Raw genomic sequence first — 16,254 nt, 5'->3', positions numbered from 1 at the left:
CTCAGCCGCCCACCACGAGCAGCCGGTCGAACCCGGCCGCCCGTACGCTCTCCAGGTCCTCGCGGTGCTTGAGCACCGCGCCCAGGGTGCGGGCGGCGGCCTCCGGGTCCAGTTCTCGCACGCCCAGCACGAGCAGCGCGCCCGCCCAGTCCAGCGTCTCCGCGACGCCGGGCGGCTTGACCAGGTCGGCCGCGCGCAGCCTGCCCACCGCGCGCACCACGTCCTCGGCCAGCCGCGTGCTCACCTCGGGCAGCCGGCGGCGCACGATGGCCACCTCGCGGGCGTGGTCGGGGTGGTCCAGCCAGTGGTAGAGGCAGCGCCGCTTGAGCGCGTCGTGCAGTTCGCGGGTGCGGTTGGAGGTGAGCACCACCAGCGGCGGCACCGTCGCGGCGATCCGCCCCAACTCGGGCACCGTCACCGCGAAATCGGACAACACTTCGAGGAGGAACGCGTCGAACTCGTCGTCGGCCCGGTCCACCTCGTCCACGAGCAACACCGCCGGCGACGCCTCGATCGCCGCCAGCACCGGCCGCGAGATCAGATAGCGCCGGTCGTACAGCCCGGCCTCCAGCGTCGCGGCGTCGCTCTCCCCCGCCGCGCCGGCCGCCCGCAGGTGCAACATCTGGCGCGGGAAGTCCCAGTCGTAGAGCGCCTGCGAGGCGTCCAGGCCCTCGTAGCACTGGAGCCGGAACAACGGTACGGCGAACGCCTGTGCGAGGGCCCCGGCGAGTGCGGTCTTGCCCACGCCGGGCTCGCCCTCGACCAGCAGCGGGCGGCCCATCCGCAGCGCGAGAAACGCGGCGGTACCGACACCGTCCCCGGCCAGGTAGTCCACGCCGTCCAGGCGCGCGGCCACCGCGTCCGGCCCGTCGACGTCCTCGCCGCCCCACCACGCCTGCGCCACGCCCACACCTTTCGCCACACCCGTAACGCCCGGGCGGGGGGCACTCGGCGTCGCCCCGCCCGAACGATCGGTGTTCAGTACACGCTGTACCGGCCGCACTCTCGACGGCAACATGTGCCAAAGAGCGGCCCGATCCCTGTCATCCTTACCTGCCCGAATCGGGCCGTGCCGACGCGGAACCCGCCACTGCTCTCCCCGGGGCCTCCCGAGACCCCCGCCTCCGACCTACAACCAGCGCGGTATGCGCACCTGGACCGCCGGTTCGACGACACGGCGTCGACTGCGGGCTACGCTGCGCCGATGCGGGCCCGAACGGTGTGGAAGAGACTGCCCGCCGGCGTTCCTCCGCGAGCCGTGGACGTGACGCTGGCGGTCGCCGACATGGTGGTCAGCCTGTTGCTGGCGCGCGAGGACCCGACCGGGAACTGGCGGCATACCGACACATTCGGTTTCGTCCTGATCGTCCTGATCAATCTCCCCCTCCTGGTCCGCCGGCGCGCCCCCGTCGCCGTGCTGTTCGTGATGCTCGCGCTCCAGATCTGGTTCATCGCCCTGGGTTACTGGCCGGTGGTGAACTCCCTGGGTTCGCTGCTCGCGCTGTACACGGTCGCCTCGCATCGGCCCGTGCGGATCGCGGCGGTGGCGATCGCCGCCGTGGGCGCCACCTGGATCTACGCCGGCCTCGCCGCCGACGGCGGCTCGATGGTCACCGTCGTCGCGCAGATCCTGACCGTTCCGCCCGTTGTCTGCTGGTTCGGCACGGCCGCCCGTCGACTGGGCGAACGCAACGCACAGTTGGCGCTGTTGACCGCCAAGCTGGCCCGCGAACAGGAGGCGCGGGCGCGGCGCGCGGTCACCGACGAGCGGGTGCGCATCGCGCGCGAACTGCACGACGTGGTCGCCCACCACGTCTCGGTGATCTCGGTACAGGCCGGGCTGGCCGAGTATGTGATCGGCTCCGATCCGCCCACCGCCCAGGCGGCGTTGCACACCATCGGGGAGACCACCCGCGAGGCGCTGGACGAGATGCGCCGGATGTTGCTGCTGCTGCGCGCCGATCCCGAGGACATGGACGCCGTGTGCGTGCCCGGCCCGGACCGACCCGCCGCCGACGACACCATGGACCCGGCGCCCGGCCTGGCCCGCCTCGACGACGTGGTGCGCCGAATCCGGGCGGCGGGGGTGTCGGTGGACATCCGACGGGTCGGCATCGCCCGTCCGCTCTCGCCCGGCGTCGAGTTGTGCGCGTACCGGATCGTCCAGGAGGCCCTGACCAACGTGCTCAAACACGCCCGCACCGCGCGGGTGGAACTGACGGTGGAGTACGAACCCACCCGACTGCGCATAGCGGTGTGCGACGACGGCGGGGAACCCGACCCCGACGCGACCCCGCAGACCCGGAATTCGGGCAGAATCGGGGGCGCGTCCGGACACGGCCTGATCGGCATGTCCGAGCGCGCCAGGCTCTACGGCGGGACGTTCTCCGCCGAACCGCGCCCGGAAGGAGGGTTCGAGGTCGGCCTCGTCCTGCCCATCCCGGCCGAGCCCGGCACGTCGGGCGGCAAGGTCGGGGGCACGGGCGACACGTAGGTCGCCTCGGACCGACGTGACGGAAGGAACGACGGGGTGACCAAGGTACTTGTGGTGGACGACCAGGTCCTGATCCGGGCGGGTCTGGCCGCCCTGTTACGCGCGGCCCCCGGCATCGACGTGGTGGGCGAGGCGTCCGACGGGGCCGAGGCCGTGGACATGGCGGCGAAGCTGCGACCCGAACTGATCCTGATGGACATCCGGATGCCCGGGGTGAGCGGCGTGGTCGCCACGGAACGCATCCTCGCCGCCGCCGAGGGCAACCCGCCCCGGATCGTCATGCTGACCACCTTCGACCTGGACGAGTACGTCTACGCCGCCCTGCGCGCCGGCGCCTCCGGGTTCCTGCTCAAGGAGATCGGCCCGCAACGACTGCTCGCCGCGATCGACGCGGTGATGGCCGGCGACATGCTCTTCGCGCCCAGCGTCACCCGGCGACTGATCGAGACGTACGTCGCCGCCGCGCCCACCTCGCCGGACGCCGACGTGCCGCCGGCCCTGGACGCGCTGACCGGACGGGAGTTGGAGGTGCTGCGCCTGGTCGGCAAGGGCCTGGCCAACACCGAGATCGCCGGCACGCTCGTGGTCACGGAGTCCACCGTCAAGACCCACTTCAACCGGGCGCTGGCCAAGCTGAACCTGTCCAGCCGGGCGCAGGCGGTGGTGTTGGCGTACGAGACGGGGTTGGTCACACCCGGGGGCCGGCGGTCCTGAGGCGGCTCACGCGTCCTCGTCGCCTTCGGTCGCCGCCGTCGCCGGCTCGGCGAGTCGCGCGAGTTTCGCCAAGACCTCCGGGTCGAGCGCGGCGGCGATCGGGCGGCTGGCACGGGCGGACAGTTCGGCGAACCAGCCCTGGAAGTACGCACGCACCGCGTCGGCCTGCGCGGCGGTGTACCCGAGTCGGCGGAAGTCCGCGTCCTCGCGCTCGGTGACGTGCTTGAACCCGGTCAGGAAGTCCGCGGCGCGCAGTTCGGGGTCGTAGGCCAGCGCCAGTTCGAGCAGCCGCCCGGTGTCGTAGCCGGCGGAGAGCGCGAACACGTCGAAGGCGTCCCGGAGTTCGGCCCGCGACCCCAGGGTGACCACCTTCGCGGCGGCGAGGTCGTCGGGATGCAGCACGGGGACGTCGCCCACCACGACCGGCTCGTGCCGACGCGGCCCGACGTACAGGCTCACCGGGATCGCCCGCTTGGCGCCCGGCGCCCGGACGTTGAGCCGGACCCGGGTCTTGCCGGCCGCCTTGCCGTCGACGCCCACGCCGAACCCCGCCTCGGTCGACGCGGCCACGATCGCGGCCCGCGCGGCCCCGAGCCGCTTGCCGTCACGCGCGGCCAGGGCGAGGTCGACGGTGTCACCGTCCCGCTCCACGAGCCCGTGCCGCGCCAACCCCCGACTGCCGCCCAGGGCAACCCCGAAGGGCTCGCCGGCGGTCGCGGCGATGCGGATGATCTGCTCTTCGGGGGTGTGCGGCACGGTGTCGAATCCTCGCGTTTCGGGACTCACAGCGTACGCGGAGACCGGCGCGGGGGCTGCCGGGACCCGAAAGGGCCCGCCGCGCGGGAGCTTGCGTGGCGGGCCCTCTCCGGTTGCGGGTCAGGCGAGTGGTGGGGCCGCTTCCGACAGGGCCTCGATGGCCGCGGTGAAGCAGGATGCCGGAGGGGTTACCAGGCCGGCGCCGACCTGGCCGGTGCCGGCCACCTTGCCGGCGATGCCGGTGTTGATCTGGGGCAGGATGCCGGTGCGGACGACCTTGGTGACGTCGATGCCCGTGGGTGTGCCGCGGAAGTCGAGGACCGGGATCTGGTAGGCCGGGTTCTCCGCCAGCGTGATCTCGTACATCCGCCGCGTCGCGGCGAGTGCGTCGTCGACCTCGCCGCCGATGAAGCGCACGATCGCCGGCGCCGCCGCCATCGCGAAGCCGCCGATGCCGGCCGTCTCGGTGATCGCCGAGTCGCCGATGTCCGGGTTGGCGTCGTCGGGGCCGTAGGCGCCCAGGTACAGGCCGTCCGGCACCTCGGCCGGGCCGGTGTACCAGCGGTCGCCGGTGCCGGAGACCTGGATGCCGAAGTCGGTGCCGTTGCGGGCCATCGCCACCACGAGCGAGGAGCCCGGTACGTCCCGGCCCGCGTCCATGGCCAGCTTGCACGCCGGCATGTCCAGGTTCAGGAAGAAGTGGTCGTTGCCGCCGACGAAGCGGGCCGCCTCGGCGATGTCCTTGGTCGGCGCGCCGCTGTCGACCATGCTGGGCAGCAGTTCGCGCAGGAGCATGAGCGTGCCCGCGCGGTTGCGGTTGTGGCCCTCGTCGCCCATCTGGAGCATCTGCGCGATGATCGCGCGGATGTCGATCGGCTCACCCGCGCGCACCGCGGTGCGCAGCAGCGGGCCGAGCACCGCCGACATCCACTGCAGCCGCTCGATCACCTCGGGCCCGTACGCGCCGTAGCGCAGCACCTTGCCCAGGCCCTCGTTCAGCGAGCACCAGGCGCGGGTGCCGTGCGTGGTGTCCTCCAGCTCGAACATCCACATCGACGGGCTGACCACGCCCGCCATCGGCCCCACCGCGTGATGGTGGTGGCAGGAGTCCAGCTCGGCGTGCCCGTCGGCGAGGAACTTCTCCGCCGCCTCGGGGGTGTCGGCCAGGCCCTCGAAGAGCACCGCGCCGATCAGCGCGCCGCGCATCGGCCCGGACGCCCGCGCCCAGTCGATCGGCGGCCCCGCGTGCCGGAACTGACCCGCCGTCAGGCCCAGTGCCTCGCTCGCCGGCTTGACGTCGACCAGGTGCGGCGTCGACGCCAACACCCGCTCGATCGCGACCTTGTTGGCCGCGTCGCGCCGCTCGTCGGCGAGTACGCGGGCCAGCGCGTCGGAGGTGCCGGGCAGCGGCGGGCGCCAGTCGACGGCGGTCACGGGGACGGCCTGCGCGGCGAGCGCGTCGGCGAGCAGTTCGGCGCCGACCGCGACCACCGACGGGTCCTGGGTGAGAAGACGGTTGGGAGCGCTCACGCGTCGAGCCCTTCTACGATCGCCACGGCGCGCCGGGCGGCCTCGGCATTGGACAGGTGGACCTCGGCGCCGGCGTCGGCCAGCGTGCGGGCCTGGGCCTCCAGGTCCTGCGGGTCCAGGTCGGTTCCGCACAGCGAGATCAGTACGACGGGCGCGTCGGGGCCGGCCGTGCGCAACACCGCGGCCAGGTCGGCGGCCGGGTCGGCGTGTGCGCCGTGGCCGAGTACGACGTCCAGGAGCAGCACCGCGGCGGCCGGGTCGGCCAGTTCCTCGGCGAGGCGTTCCAGGCGCAGGCTCGGGTCGATCATCGGGTGCGGGCGACCCGCGGTCAGGCCGTCGTCGCCGAAGTCGATCATCAGGTGGCCGGCCGCGTGCATGTCGGCGGGCAGCGCCCACTCGGGCCGCAGCGGGATGTTGGACGCGACCGGTCCGAGCCGGTCGGCGGCGATGATCATCGCCTCGTCGCACAACGTGCCGCCGCAGAACAGCCCGCGCAGCGCGCCGGTACGCGGAGTGCGCGGCGACTCGGGCAGCCACACCCGGTCCTCGACGCCGGCGTGGCCGATCGCGGCGAGCGCCTTGGTGGCGGCGGCCGTCAGGTCGTCCCGGCCCTGCCCGAGGAAGGCCAACTGCACCGGCGTGCCCAGGGTCGCGGCATAACGCTCGACCTCGGCGGCCACCGCGTCGGCCGGCGGCTTGGACACGACCACGATCAGCTCGGTGTTCGGGTCGGCGTCCAGCATGGCCAGCGCCTGGAGCGTGGAGCGGGCGCCGACGGCCTCGCTCAGGTCGCGTCCGCCCACGCCGAGGCAGTGGCTGACCCCGCTGCCGGCCGCGTGCAGCAGGCACATGAGTTCCTGCGAGCCGGTGCCGGAGGCGGCCACGATGCCGATCGGGCCACCGCGCACGGTGTTGGCGAAGCCCAGGCCGACGCCGCCGACCAGCGCGGTGCCGCAGTCCGGGCCCATCACGAGCAGGCCGCGCTCGCGGCCCATGTCCTTGAGCCGGATCTCCTGCTCGACCGGCACGTTGTCGCTGAAGATCAGCACGTCCAGGCCCGCTTCCAGGGCGTCGACGGCCTCGGCGAAGGCGTGCGGTCCGGGGACCGAGATCAGCGCCAGGGTGGCGTCGGTGCCGGAGGCGGCGGCGGTGCGGATCGTGCGCGGCGGCACGCCGGCGGCCGCGCCGATCCCGCCGCCACCGCCGGTGGACAGCTCCAGGGACGTCTCCAGGACCGCCTTGGCACGGCTCAGCGCGTCCTCGTCCTCGGCCCGGATCGCCACGATCAGGTCGTTGGGTCCGGCGCCGTCGGGGGTTTCGAAGCCCATGCCCGCCAAGAGGCCGACGTTGAGTTCGGTCGCCATGGCGACGAGCGCCTTGGTCACCCCGTCCACCGCGGATACCGATCGGCTCACCTGCATCAGGCTGACCGAGTCTCGGTATGTTCCGCGGCGCAGCTCAAGCGCGCTGCTCACGGGCGCTCCTTCCTTCGGGGTACGGGAGTTTCGGGTACGGAAGTTTCGGGTGCGGGAGTTTCGGGTGCGGGGGTTCGGCCGGCGCGGCGCCCGTGCGCATCGCCTCGGCGCCGGCGAGCACGCCGAGGGCGAGGTCCGCGCCGGAGGTGTGACCCACCGTCAGCAGGCGGCGCAGGCACGGGAGTACGTCGGTGTCGCGGCCCATCGCGCCGATCAGGTCGATCAGTTGTGTACAGCCGTCGCCGCGGGCGGCGTGGCCGAGCAGCGCGGCGGACAGGTCGGTGGTGCGGCCCGGGGCGTGTGCGGCGACGCGGGCGCCGAGGGTGTGCGCGTGCCGGGCGCCGGCCGCGCCGGGGTCGAGGTGGCGCAGCGCGAGCAGGAAGCCGCAGAGCGCGTCGTCGCCGCTGGGGGTCAGCCCGGGCCCGAGCCCGATCAGGCGCAGCGCGGCGCCGGCGGCCCGTTCGGGGTCGGCGTACGCGTACCGGCTCAGCTCGGCCAGATCGGCCCGGGCGCCGGCGGGCAGCCCGGTGGCGGCGGTGTCCAGCGCGGCGCACAGGGTCGTCACACCGTGGGCGCGGGTACGCACGTCACCGGGCACGGGCGGACGCGGCGGCGTCCACCACCGGACCACGTCCACCCGCAGCGGCCCGAGGCCGACCGCGCCCCCGCCGATCCGCGCGTCGGCGGAACCGGCCGACACCGGAAACGGCGACCGCTCGGTCCGCGCGGCGAGCACGACGGCATTCGGCAGCCGCACGGCGTCGTGCGTACACACCGTCACGACCTCCCCGGAGTCGACATCGGCCAGGTACAGCGCGGCCGGAAACACCCCGAGCACCCGAGCGGCCCGCTCGGGCCCCGCCAACACCGCCCGCAACACCGTCGACGCCGACCCGGGCACGGACACCGGGCCCACCGACGCGGCAGCGCCCGCCGGCGTCACCGCACCCACCGGCACACGGCTCACCTCTCCCGGGTCTGCCACGGTCGTGCCTCCCGGTGCGAGCGATGCGAAGCGATGCGGTGCAGTGCGATGCGGTCCGAAGCGGCTGCCGTATACGTCGGAAACGGTACGAAGTCACCCGTGGACACGGTGTGCCCGTGACGCCGGAGGCTCGAGTGCACCGGTGGGGCGTCTTGTCCGAACCGATTTGAATCGGACCGGCTCTATGTCTGTTGTGAACGTAATCCAATGGCTATGGTCCTCGAATGGAGCAAGTTGCCAACCTTGGCGCACTTAATTCGCGTAATCTGCCAAGCCCTGGCGGAGGCCCCGGCGGGGTGCGAACCGCGAGTACCGGCACGCTCGTTCGCGGCGTCCCCGTCCGCGACGTGCTCAGCCTCTCCAGCCTGTCGGGCGCCGAACTGATGGCCGGCGAGCGCGGCCTGGACCGCGTCGTGCAGCGACTCAACGTGATGGAGGTCCCGGACATCCTGCCGTGGACCAAGCCGCACGAACTCCTCCTGACCACCGGATACCCGCTGCGCGAGACCCCGCAGTCCCTGTGCGACCTGGTCACCGCGCTCGAATCGCGCCGGCTGGCCGCGGTCGGCATCAAGCTCGGCCGCTACCTCGACGAGTTGCCCGCCGACATGCTGGCCGCCGCCGACCGGGTCGGCCTGCCCATCATCCGGCTGCCCGACGACGTCGCCTTCGACGACATCCTCAACCAGGTGCTCACCGACATCCTCAATCGGCAGGCCGCGGTGCTGGCCCGCTCCGAGGAGGCGCATCGCGCACTGGTCAGCGTCGTCCTCGCGGGCGGCGCCCTCGAAGCGATCACCGACGAACTCAGCCGCCTGCTCGGCGGCACCGTCATGGTCACCACCCCCGACGGCCGGCTCCTGGCGTCCTCCGAATCCGACAACGAGGGCGAGACGGCGCGGCAGACCGCCACCACACGCCGCGCGCTGTTCGACGCCTCCGGCCGCTTCCGCGTCGAGCGCTTCAAGCACGGCGCCGGCGCCCTGGAGGATCCCGGTACCGGCGTGGCGCTCGTACCGATCCTGGCCGGCGCCCTCGACCATGGTCGGGTGGTCCTGATCTCCGCCGGTCGTACCCTTGACGAGAGCGACATCCAGGTGCTCGAACGGGCCGCGGCCACCGCCGCCCTCGTGATCACCAAGGACCTCGCGGTCGCCGCCGTGGAGAGCAAGTATCAGGGCGACTTCATGCGCGACCTGCTGGCCGGGCGGGCGGGCGATCCCGCGCACACCGTGCGGCACTGCGCCTCACTCGGCTGGGCCATCGACCGCCCGCTGATCGTGGTGGTCGCCCAGCTGGAGCCGGGCGAGAGCCCCGACCCCGACTCCGACGATCTACGGCCCGCCCACGAGCGGTTCGCCACCGCCTGGGGCATGGTCGTGCGCGAGCGCGACTCGCGCGCGGCGGTGGTCGGCTACAGCCAGGAGGTGGTGGTCGTGATGGGTGCCTCCCAGCGCACCGCGCCCGGCGAGACGGTCCGCCAGATGGTCACCCAGGTCTCCGGCGACGGCGGCGGTGGACGCCGGTCGTTCTCCACCGGGGTCAGCCGCGTGGTCACCGACCCGGCGCTGCTCCCCGAGGCGTACGAACAGGCCCGCCGCGCGGCCAAGGTCGGCCGCCAGATGCACGGCCCGGGCGGCATCGCCGACTTCGACAGCCTGGGCGTCTACCGGCTGCTCAGCCTGGTCCCCGACTCCGCCGAACTGACCAGCTTCATGCGGGAGACCCTCGGCGAACTCGCGAGCCGCGAGGACGAGGAGACCACCGATCTGCGCACCACCCTGGAGGTGCTCCTGGACACCAACCTGAACGTGGCCGAGACGGCCCGGATCCTGCATTTCCACTACAACACGCTGCGCTATCGGATCGGCAAGCTGGAACGACTGCTCGGCGCGTTCACCACCGACTCGCATCTACGGCTCAACATCATGCTGGCGCTCCAGGTGCGCCGCATGCGCGGGCTGTAGCGCGGCGCGCACGTACGGAGAAAGCCTTGGTCGTTCATCCATACGCCGACACACGACGGCAACAAACCTTGGGTGAATTCCACAACACCACCGGGCGAGCTCTGTCACCTATCACCCAAGCCCCGGTGACGGACCCGTCCATAACCTTCCCCCAACCTCGTGGCGAGACCGGCGGACTCCACCGGATCGCGCTCACCGTGCCGGGTCGTGCGACAACGAATCGCCCTCGCACCCCCCTACGCCTGGAAGGCGGCTGAACATGGCACTCGGCTTGGGATGGAAGCTCTACGGGGACGGCAGCACCCCACCTCCGGGTGAGGTCGTACGCCCCGACGAACGGCTCTCGTGGGGTCGGACCATCGGTCTGGGAGCACAGCACATCGTCGCGATGTTCGGCGCGACATTCGTTTTCCCGGTGATCATGGGCCTGGATCCGAACCTGGCGATCATGATGTCGGGTCTGGCCACCGTGGTCTTCCTGCTCGTCGTGCAGGGGAAGATCCCCAGCTACCTCGGCACCAGCGCCGCGTTCGTCGGCGCGGTCACCACGATCCGCGCCTCCGGCGGCTCCAGCGCGACGGTCACCGGCGCGATCCTGGTCGCCGGCGCCGTACTCGCGCTCGCGGGCGTGCTGATCCACCTGCTCGGCGCCGAAGTGGTCAACAAGGCCCTGCCGCCGGTGGTCACCGGCGCCGTGGTGCTGCTGATCGGCTTCAACCTGGCCCCCGTGGTGGCCAAGACCTACTGGCCCCAGGACCAGTGGATCGCGATACTGACGATGACCGCGGTGATCGCGATGACCGTGCTGCTGCGCGGCTTCTGGTCGCGCATCGCGATCTTCCTCGGGCTCGTCTTCGGCTACGTGTTGTCGTGGCTGTTCGACAAGGGGTTCGGCCAGATCACCTCGGTGCAGCCCGGACAGCACGACGGCAAGGAGTTCGCCCACGACCGGGTCGACTTCTCCGGCGTCACCTCGGCCGACTGGTTCGGCATGCCCTCCACGCACGCCCCGGACTTCAAGACCTCGGCGATCCTGGTCGCGCTGCCCGCGGTGATCGCGCTGATCGCGGAGAACGCCGGCCACGTCAAGGCGGTCTCCGAGATGACCGGCGCCGACCTGGACGGCAGCCTGGGCAAGGCGATCACCGCCGACGGTGTCGGCACCATGATGGCCAGCGCCGTGGGCGGCTCGCCGACCACCACCTACGCCGAGAACATCGGCGTGATGGCCGCCACCCGGGTCTACTCCACGGCCGCCTACTACGTGGCCGCAGTCGTCGCCGTGCTGTTCGGCCTGTGTCCGAAGTTCGGCGCGCTGATCGCGGCCACCCCGGGCGGGGTGCTCGGCGGCATCACCGTCGTGCTCTACGGCATGATCGGCCTGCTCGGCGCCAAGATCTGGATCGAGAACAAGGTCGACTTCGCCAACCCGATCAACCTCGTCCCGGTCGCGGCCGGCGTGGTCATCGGCATCGGCGGCGTCGCGATCAAGTTCAACGACGACTTCGTCATCGAGGGCATCGCGCTCGGCACCATCGTGACCCTGGTGGTCTACCACGCCCTGCACGCCCTGGCCCCCGCGCACATGCGCGACCCCAAGGCCCCCGCCGACGTCGAACTCGAGGGCGGTACCGCGCTGTCCCTGGGCACCGTGGAGGAACACCCGCCCGGCGGCAAGCCGTTGGCCGGCAGCAGTGCCGCGCCCCCGCCGCCGCAGAGCTGACCCACCCACCCGCACCACCGCACGCACCACCTGGAGGGGACGACACGTGAAGCCGCCGGCATTCCGATATCACGCACCGACCGACCTGGCCGAGGCCCTCGACGCCCTCGCCGAGGTCGGCCACGACGGAAAGGTCCTCGCCGGCGGCCAAAGCCTGATCCCGATGCTCAACATGAGACTCGCCGCCCCGGCCCACCTGGTGGACATCAACGGGCTCAGCGAGTTGGCCTACGTCCGCACCGACCCCGGCGGCGTCGCGGTGGGCGCGCTCGCCCGGCACGCCGAGGTCGAGGCGGACGAGGCCGCACACGCGGCGGTCCCGCTGCTGCGCCAGGGCCTGCGCCTGGTCGCCCACCCGGTGATCCGCAACCGCGGCACCACCGTGGGCAGCCTTGCGCACGCCGACCCCTCCGGCGAGATGACCGCCGTACTCGCCCTGCTCGGCGGCTCGATGACGCTCGCCCGCAAGGGCTCGACCCGCACGGTCGCCGCCGAGGACTTCTTCGTCGGCCCGCTGGAGGCCGCCATCGAGGAGGGCGAACTCGCCGTCGCCGCCTACTTCCCCCGCCTGCCGGGCCGCACCGGCACCGAGTTCGTCGAGATCGCCCGCCGGCACGGCGACTACGCGATGTGCGGGGTCGCGGCGGCGGTCACCGTCGACGACGACCTGCGCATCGTCTCGGCCCGCGCCGCCTACCTCTCGCTCTCCCCCGTCCCGCTCGTGCTCGACCTCACCGACGCGCTGATCGGCCGCACCGCCGACACCGCCGTGTGGCAGGACGCGGCGACGCTGGCCGCCGGGAGCCTGGAGCCCGAGGGCGACATCCACGCCACCGCCGAATACCGCGCCCAACTGGCGGGCGTACTCACCGTCCGGGCACTGCGCACCGCCACCGAGCGCGCGGCCCTGGTCGACCCCAACGGCACCACAGGCACCACCAGCACCGAGCGGAGCGCCCGATGACCGAGACGCAGATCCCCACCGAGCAGCGGCTCGACATCCGGCTGAGCGTGAACGGCGTACTGCACACCACCACCGTCACCCCGCGCCGGCTGCTCTCCGACTGCCTGCGCCACGACCTGGGCCTTACCGGCACCCACGTCGGCTGCGAACACGGCGTCTGCGGCGCGTGTACCGTGCGCATCGACGGCAAGCCGATGCGCGCCTGCCTGATGTTCGCGGTGAGCGCCCAGGGCCACGAGATCACCACCGTCGAGGGCCTCGCCGAGCCCGACGGCACCATGCACCCCGTACAGCAGGCGTTCCGCGAGTGCCACGGCCTCCAGTGCGGCTTCTGCACCCCCGGGTTCCTCACCGTCGTCTCCGCCTTCCTGGAGGAGAACCCGACGCCCACCGAGGAGGAGGCCCGCGAGGCGGTCTCCGGCAACCTGTGCCGCTGTACCGGCTACCAGAACATCGTCAAGTCCGTGCTGCGCGCTGCCGAGATCACGGAAGAACGCAAGGGCTGCGCGCACGCCGAGGGGGACGCCCGATGACCACCAAGATGTTCGGCGCACCGGTGCAACGCACCGAGGACCTGCGCCTGTTGGTCGGCAACGGCCGCTACCTCGACGACCTGGGCGAGGGCGCCTACGAGGCCGCGTTCGTGCGCAGCCCGCACGCGCGGGCCCGGATCACCGGAATCGACGTCACCGGCGCGCTCGACGTCGACGGCCTGATCGCGATCTACACCTACGAGGACCTGGCCGGCCGGGTCGCCGAACCGCTGCCGCTGCTCATCCCGCACCCCGCGCTCACCCACGGACGCACCGCGTACCCGCTGGCCAAGGAGTTCGTCAACCACGTCGGCGAGGCCGTGGTGATGGTGGTGGCCACCGACCGCTACCTCGCCGAGGACGCGTGCGAGCGGATCACCGTCGAGTACGAGGCGCTGCCGCCGGTGGTCGGCATCGAGAACGCGTTCCGCGCGGACCGCCTCGTGCACGACGACGTGCCGGGCAACTGCGCCGCGCACCTGGTCCAGGAGGTCGGCGACGCGCCGGCCGCGATCGCCGCCGCGCCCAACCGGCTCGAACTGAAGCTGGACATCGAGCGCAGCGCGTGTATGCCGATGGAGGGCCGCGGCGTCTACGCCCGCTGGGACGCGGCCGACGAGAGCCTGCGCGTGTACACCTCGACCCAGACCTCCACGGGTGTCCGCGCCGCCGTGGCGGCCAAGTTGGACCTTCCGCTGGACCGGGTCGAGTGCGTCACCCCCGACGTGGGCGGCGGCTTCGGCGTCAAGATCGTGCACCCGTGGCCCGAGGAGATCCTGATCCCGTGGGCGGCCCGGCTGCTCGACCACGAGGTCAAGTGGACCGAGGACCGCCGCGAACACTTCATCTCCGCCGCCCACGAGCGCGGCCAACTCCAGACCGTACGGGTCGGGTTCGATGACGACGGCCGACTGCTCGGCCTGGACGTGGAGATCCTGCACGACAACGGCGCGTACACCCCGTACGGGATCATCGTCCCGATCATCACCTCGACGCAGCTGCTCGGCCCGTACAAGCCCGGCGCGTACCGGGTCGACTTCCGCAGCCTGTACACCAACACGGTGATAGTCACCCCGTATCGCGGCGCGGGCCGCCCGCAGGGCGTGTTCGCGATGGAGCGGGCGATGGACGCGATCGCCGACCACCTGGGCAAGGACCGCACCGAGGTGCGCGCGGTCAACTTCATCCAGCCCGACGAAATGCCGTACGACCACGGGCTGTTGTTCCAGGACGGCCGGCCGCTGATCTACGACTCGGGCGACTTCCCCGGCTCGCTGGAGGCGCTGAAGAAGCTGGTCGGCTGGGACGAGTTCGAGGCGTACCGGGCGCAGGCGCGCGCCGAGGGCCGCCGGGTGGGCATCGGCGTGGCGTGCTACGTCGAGGGCACCGGCGTCGGCCCGTACGAGGGCGGCCACGTCCAGGTCGAGACCACCGGCAAGGTCGTCGTCGCCACCGGCCTGACCAGCCAGGGGCAGGGCCACCAGACGGTGTTCGCGCAGATCGTCGCCGACGAGCTGGGCGTGCCGATCGAGGACGTCACCGTCACCACCGGCGACACCCGCCGATTCCCGTACGCGGTGGGTACGTTCGCCTCGCGCGCGGCGGTGATGAGCGGCAACGCCATCGCGCTGGCCGCGCGCAACGTCAAGGCCAAGGCGCTGCGGATCGCCGGCGAGGCGCTGGAGGCCGACCCGCGCGACCTGGAGATCGTGGACGGCCACGTGCGGGTCAAGGGCAGCCCCGGCGCGTCGGTCGCGCTGGGCACCGTGGCGGTGTTGTCCAACCCGCTGCGTTATGCGTTCGACGAGGCGTCCAAGGCGGCCACCCAGCTGACCGGCAAGGCCGACTTCTCCAAGCCGCCGGTCGCCGAGGACGACGAACCGGGTCTGGAGGGGCGCGACTACTACTCGCCGCCGACCGCGACGTTCGCCAACGGGATGCACGCGGTGATCGTGGAGACCGATCCCGACACCGCCGAGATCCGCATCCTGCGCTACTGCGTCGTGCACGACTGCGGGCACCTGATCAACCCGATGATCGTCGAGGGCCAGGTGCACGGCGGCGTCGCCCAGGGCGTCGGCGGCGCGCTGTACGAGCGTATGGAGTACGACGAGCACGGGCAGTTGGTGAACGCGTCGTTCATGGACTTCCTGATGCCGTACGCCAGCGAGGTCCCCAAGATCGAGATCGACCACCTGGAGACTCCTTCCCCGCTCAACCCGCTCGGCATCAAGGGCGCGGGCGAGGCGGGCGTCATCCCCGCGGCGGCGGTGTTCGCGTCCGCGATCGAGGACGCCGAGGGCTTCCCGATCACGCGGATGCCGATCCAGCCGTCCGAACTCTTCCACCTGCGCAAGCGGTTCGCCGCCGGCGAGATCCCGGCGCTGCGCCGGGGCGCCGACCATGCCGCCGGCACCCACCGTTAAGGAGCACGACCCAGCATGAAGGTCCAAGGAAACGCCATCCTGAACGCCCCTGCCGACAAGGTCTGGGCGGCGCTGAACGACCCGGCCGTGCTCACCCGCACGATCCCCGGCTGCGAGAAGCTGGAGGAGACCGGCCCCGACGCGTACCGGATGACGGTGACGATGGGCGTCGCCTCGATCAAGGGCACCTACCTGGGCAACGTGCAGCTCACCGACCAGGTACCGCCGGGCTCGTTCATGCTCAAGGCGTCCGGCTCGGGCGGTCCGGGCACGGTCAGCGCCGAGGTGAAGGTGACGCTGGAGGACATCGACGGCGGCCGGACGCGGTTGGAGTACGACGCGGAGGCCGTGGTCGGCGGCGTGATCGGCGGTGTCGGGCAGCGCATGCTGACCGGGGTCGCCAAGAAGACGGCCGGCGAGTTCTTCAAGTCGGTGGACAAGATCCTGACCGGGCAGACGCCGCCGACGGCCGCGCCGAAGGGCGGTGTGCCGGCCGCGGTCAACGGAACTCCCGTGGTGGCGACGGCGGATGGCGGCGCGGTCGCGGCTCCGGCGGGTACGTACGCGGCCCCGGCGTCCACCTTCTCCGGCGACGACTTCGCCAAGGGCGCGCTGTTCGGTGCGGCGGTGGCGCTGCTCGGCGCGATCGTCGGCGGCGTGATCGCGCGTCGGCGCTGATCCGGTTCG

13 protein-coding genes are annotated in these 16,254 nt (G+C 72.2%); 8 read left to right on the top strand and 5 right to left on the bottom strand.

Annotation, left to right across the window (positions count from 1 at the left end; translation table 11 throughout):
- Window position 1: 1 nt before the first annotated feature.
- Window positions 2–904 carry an AAA family ATPase gene (locus ACFXKZ_RS28360; RefSeq protein WP_380003861.1) on the bottom strand — a complete coding sequence of 301 codons (903 nt, stop codon included), beginning with the start codon at window positions 902–904 and terminating at the stop codon, window positions 2–4.
- A gap of 300 nt (window positions 905–1,204) precedes the next feature.
- Between ACFXKZ_RS28360 and ACFXKZ_RS28355 the strand changes: the two genes are divergently transcribed.
- Together ACFXKZ_RS28355 and ACFXKZ_RS28350 are read left to right on the top strand one after the other, a co-directional pair.
- The gene (locus ACFXKZ_RS28355; RefSeq protein ID WP_380003860.1) at window positions 1,205–2,494 is read left to right on the top strand and encodes a sensor histidine kinase; all 1,290 of its coding nucleotides are present in this window, start codon (window positions 1,205–1,207) and stop codon (window positions 2,492–2,494) included.
- A gap of 36 nt (window positions 2,495–2,530) precedes the next feature.
- Complete coding sequence (locus tag ACFXKZ_RS28350) at window positions 2,531–3,208, top strand: response regulator (protein WP_380003859.1); 678 nt, start codon at window positions 2,531–2,533, stop codon at window positions 3,206–3,208.
- Window positions 3,209–3,214: 6 nt separating this feature from the next.
- Here ACFXKZ_RS28350 and ACFXKZ_RS28345 read toward each other — a convergent pair whose 3' ends face one another.
- The 4 genes from ACFXKZ_RS28345 to ACFXKZ_RS28330 form a co-directional block, all read right to left on the bottom strand.
- A complete protein-coding gene (locus ACFXKZ_RS28345; RefSeq protein WP_380003858.1) occupies window positions 3,215–3,964 on the bottom strand; it encodes a nucleotidyl transferase AbiEii/AbiGii toxin family protein in 750 nt (249 codons plus the stop codon).
- A 120-nt stretch (window positions 3,965–4,084) separates the two neighbouring features.
- Window positions 4,085–5,494, bottom strand: a complete 1,410-nt coding sequence (locus ACFXKZ_RS28340) for a DUF1116 domain-containing protein (protein ID WP_380003857.1) — start codon at window positions 5,492–5,494, stop codon at window positions 4,085–4,087.
- Complete coding sequence (locus tag ACFXKZ_RS28335) at window positions 5,491–6,969, bottom strand: FdrA family protein (protein WP_380003856.1); 1,479 nt, start codon at window positions 6,967–6,969, stop codon at window positions 5,491–5,493. Before ACFXKZ_RS28335 ends, ACFXKZ_RS28340 begins: the two co-directional genes overlap by 4 nt.
- On the bottom strand, window positions 6,953–7,954 hold the full coding sequence (locus ACFXKZ_RS28330; RefSeq protein ID WP_380003855.1) for a DUF2877 domain-containing protein: 1,002 nt from the start codon (window positions 7,952–7,954) through the stop codon (window positions 6,953–6,955). The genes ACFXKZ_RS28335 and ACFXKZ_RS28330 overlap by 17 nt, the downstream gene beginning before the upstream one ends.
- Window positions 7,955–8,250: 296 nt before the next feature.
- Here ACFXKZ_RS28330 and ACFXKZ_RS28325 point away from each other — a divergent pair, with 296 nt between their 5' ends.
- The 6 genes from ACFXKZ_RS28325 to ACFXKZ_RS28300 all read left to right on the top strand — a co-directional run bounded on the left by ACFXKZ_RS28325 (window position 8,251) and on the right by ACFXKZ_RS28300 (window position 16,245).
- Entirely contained in the window at window positions 8,251–9,921 is a 1,671-nt protein-coding gene (locus ACFXKZ_RS28325; protein ID WP_380003854.1) for a PucR family transcriptional regulator, read from the top strand.
- A gap of 259 nt (window positions 9,922–10,180) precedes the next feature.
- Window positions 10,181–11,644, top strand: a complete 1,464-nt coding sequence (locus tag ACFXKZ_RS28320; protein ID WP_126641861.1) for a uracil-xanthine permease family protein — start codon at window positions 10,181–10,183, stop codon at window positions 11,642–11,644.
- Between the two features lie 46 nt (window positions 11,645–11,690).
- Window positions 11,691–12,608, top strand: coding sequence for an FAD binding domain-containing protein (locus ACFXKZ_RS28315; protein WP_380003853.1), 918 nt, complete (start codon window positions 11,691–11,693; stop codon window positions 12,606–12,608).
- A complete protein-coding gene (locus ACFXKZ_RS28310) occupies window positions 12,605–13,141 on the top strand; it encodes a (2Fe-2S)-binding protein (RefSeq protein WP_380003852.1) in 537 nt (178 codons plus the stop codon). The genes ACFXKZ_RS28315 and ACFXKZ_RS28310 overlap by 4 nt, the downstream gene beginning before the upstream one ends.
- Window positions 13,138–15,567 carry an aerobic carbon-monoxide dehydrogenase large subunit gene (gene cutA, locus ACFXKZ_RS28305; protein WP_380003850.1) on the top strand — a complete coding sequence of 810 codons (2,430 nt, stop codon included), beginning with the start codon at window positions 13,138–13,140 and terminating at the stop codon, window positions 15,565–15,567. The genes ACFXKZ_RS28310 and cutA overlap by 4 nt, the downstream gene beginning before the upstream one ends.
- A 15-nt stretch (window positions 15,568–15,582) precedes the next feature.
- Complete coding sequence (locus tag ACFXKZ_RS28300; protein ID WP_380003848.1) at window positions 15,583–16,245, top strand: carbon monoxide dehydrogenase subunit G; 663 nt, start codon at window positions 15,583–15,585, stop codon at window positions 16,243–16,245.
- The last annotated feature ends 9 nt before the right edge of the window (window positions 16,246–16,254 follow it).

Source organism: Embleya sp. NPDC059237 (genome assembly GCF_042754105.1).
Taxonomy (GTDB): Bacteria; Actinomycetota; Actinomycetes; order Streptomycetales; family Streptomycetaceae; genus Embleya.
Note: the sequence above shows the minus strand (reverse complement) of the source record. Positions and strands in the feature narration are given on the sequence as shown.

What these genes read in the sequence shown, in the direction of transcription:
- ACFXKZ_RS28355 (WP_380003860.1), top strand. Translation starts at nt 1,205, where the DNA reads ATGCGGGCCCGAACGGTGTGGAAGAGACTGCCCGCCGGCGTTCCTCCG.
- ACFXKZ_RS28320 (WP_126641861.1), top strand. Translation starts at nt 10,181, where the DNA reads ATGGCACTCGGCTTGGGATGGAAGCTCTACGGGGACGGCAGCACCCCA.
- ACFXKZ_RS28310 (WP_380003852.1), top strand. Translation starts at nt 12,605, where the DNA reads ATGACCGAGACGCAGATCCCCACCGAGCAGCGGCTCGACATCCGGCTG.
- cutA (WP_380003850.1), top strand. Translation starts at nt 13,138, where the DNA reads ATGACCACCAAGATGTTCGGCGCACCGGTGCAACGCACCGAGGACCTG.
- ACFXKZ_RS28300 (WP_380003848.1), top strand. Translation starts at nt 15,583, where the DNA reads ATGAAGGTCCAAGGAAACGCCATCCTGAACGCCCCTGCCGACAAGGTC.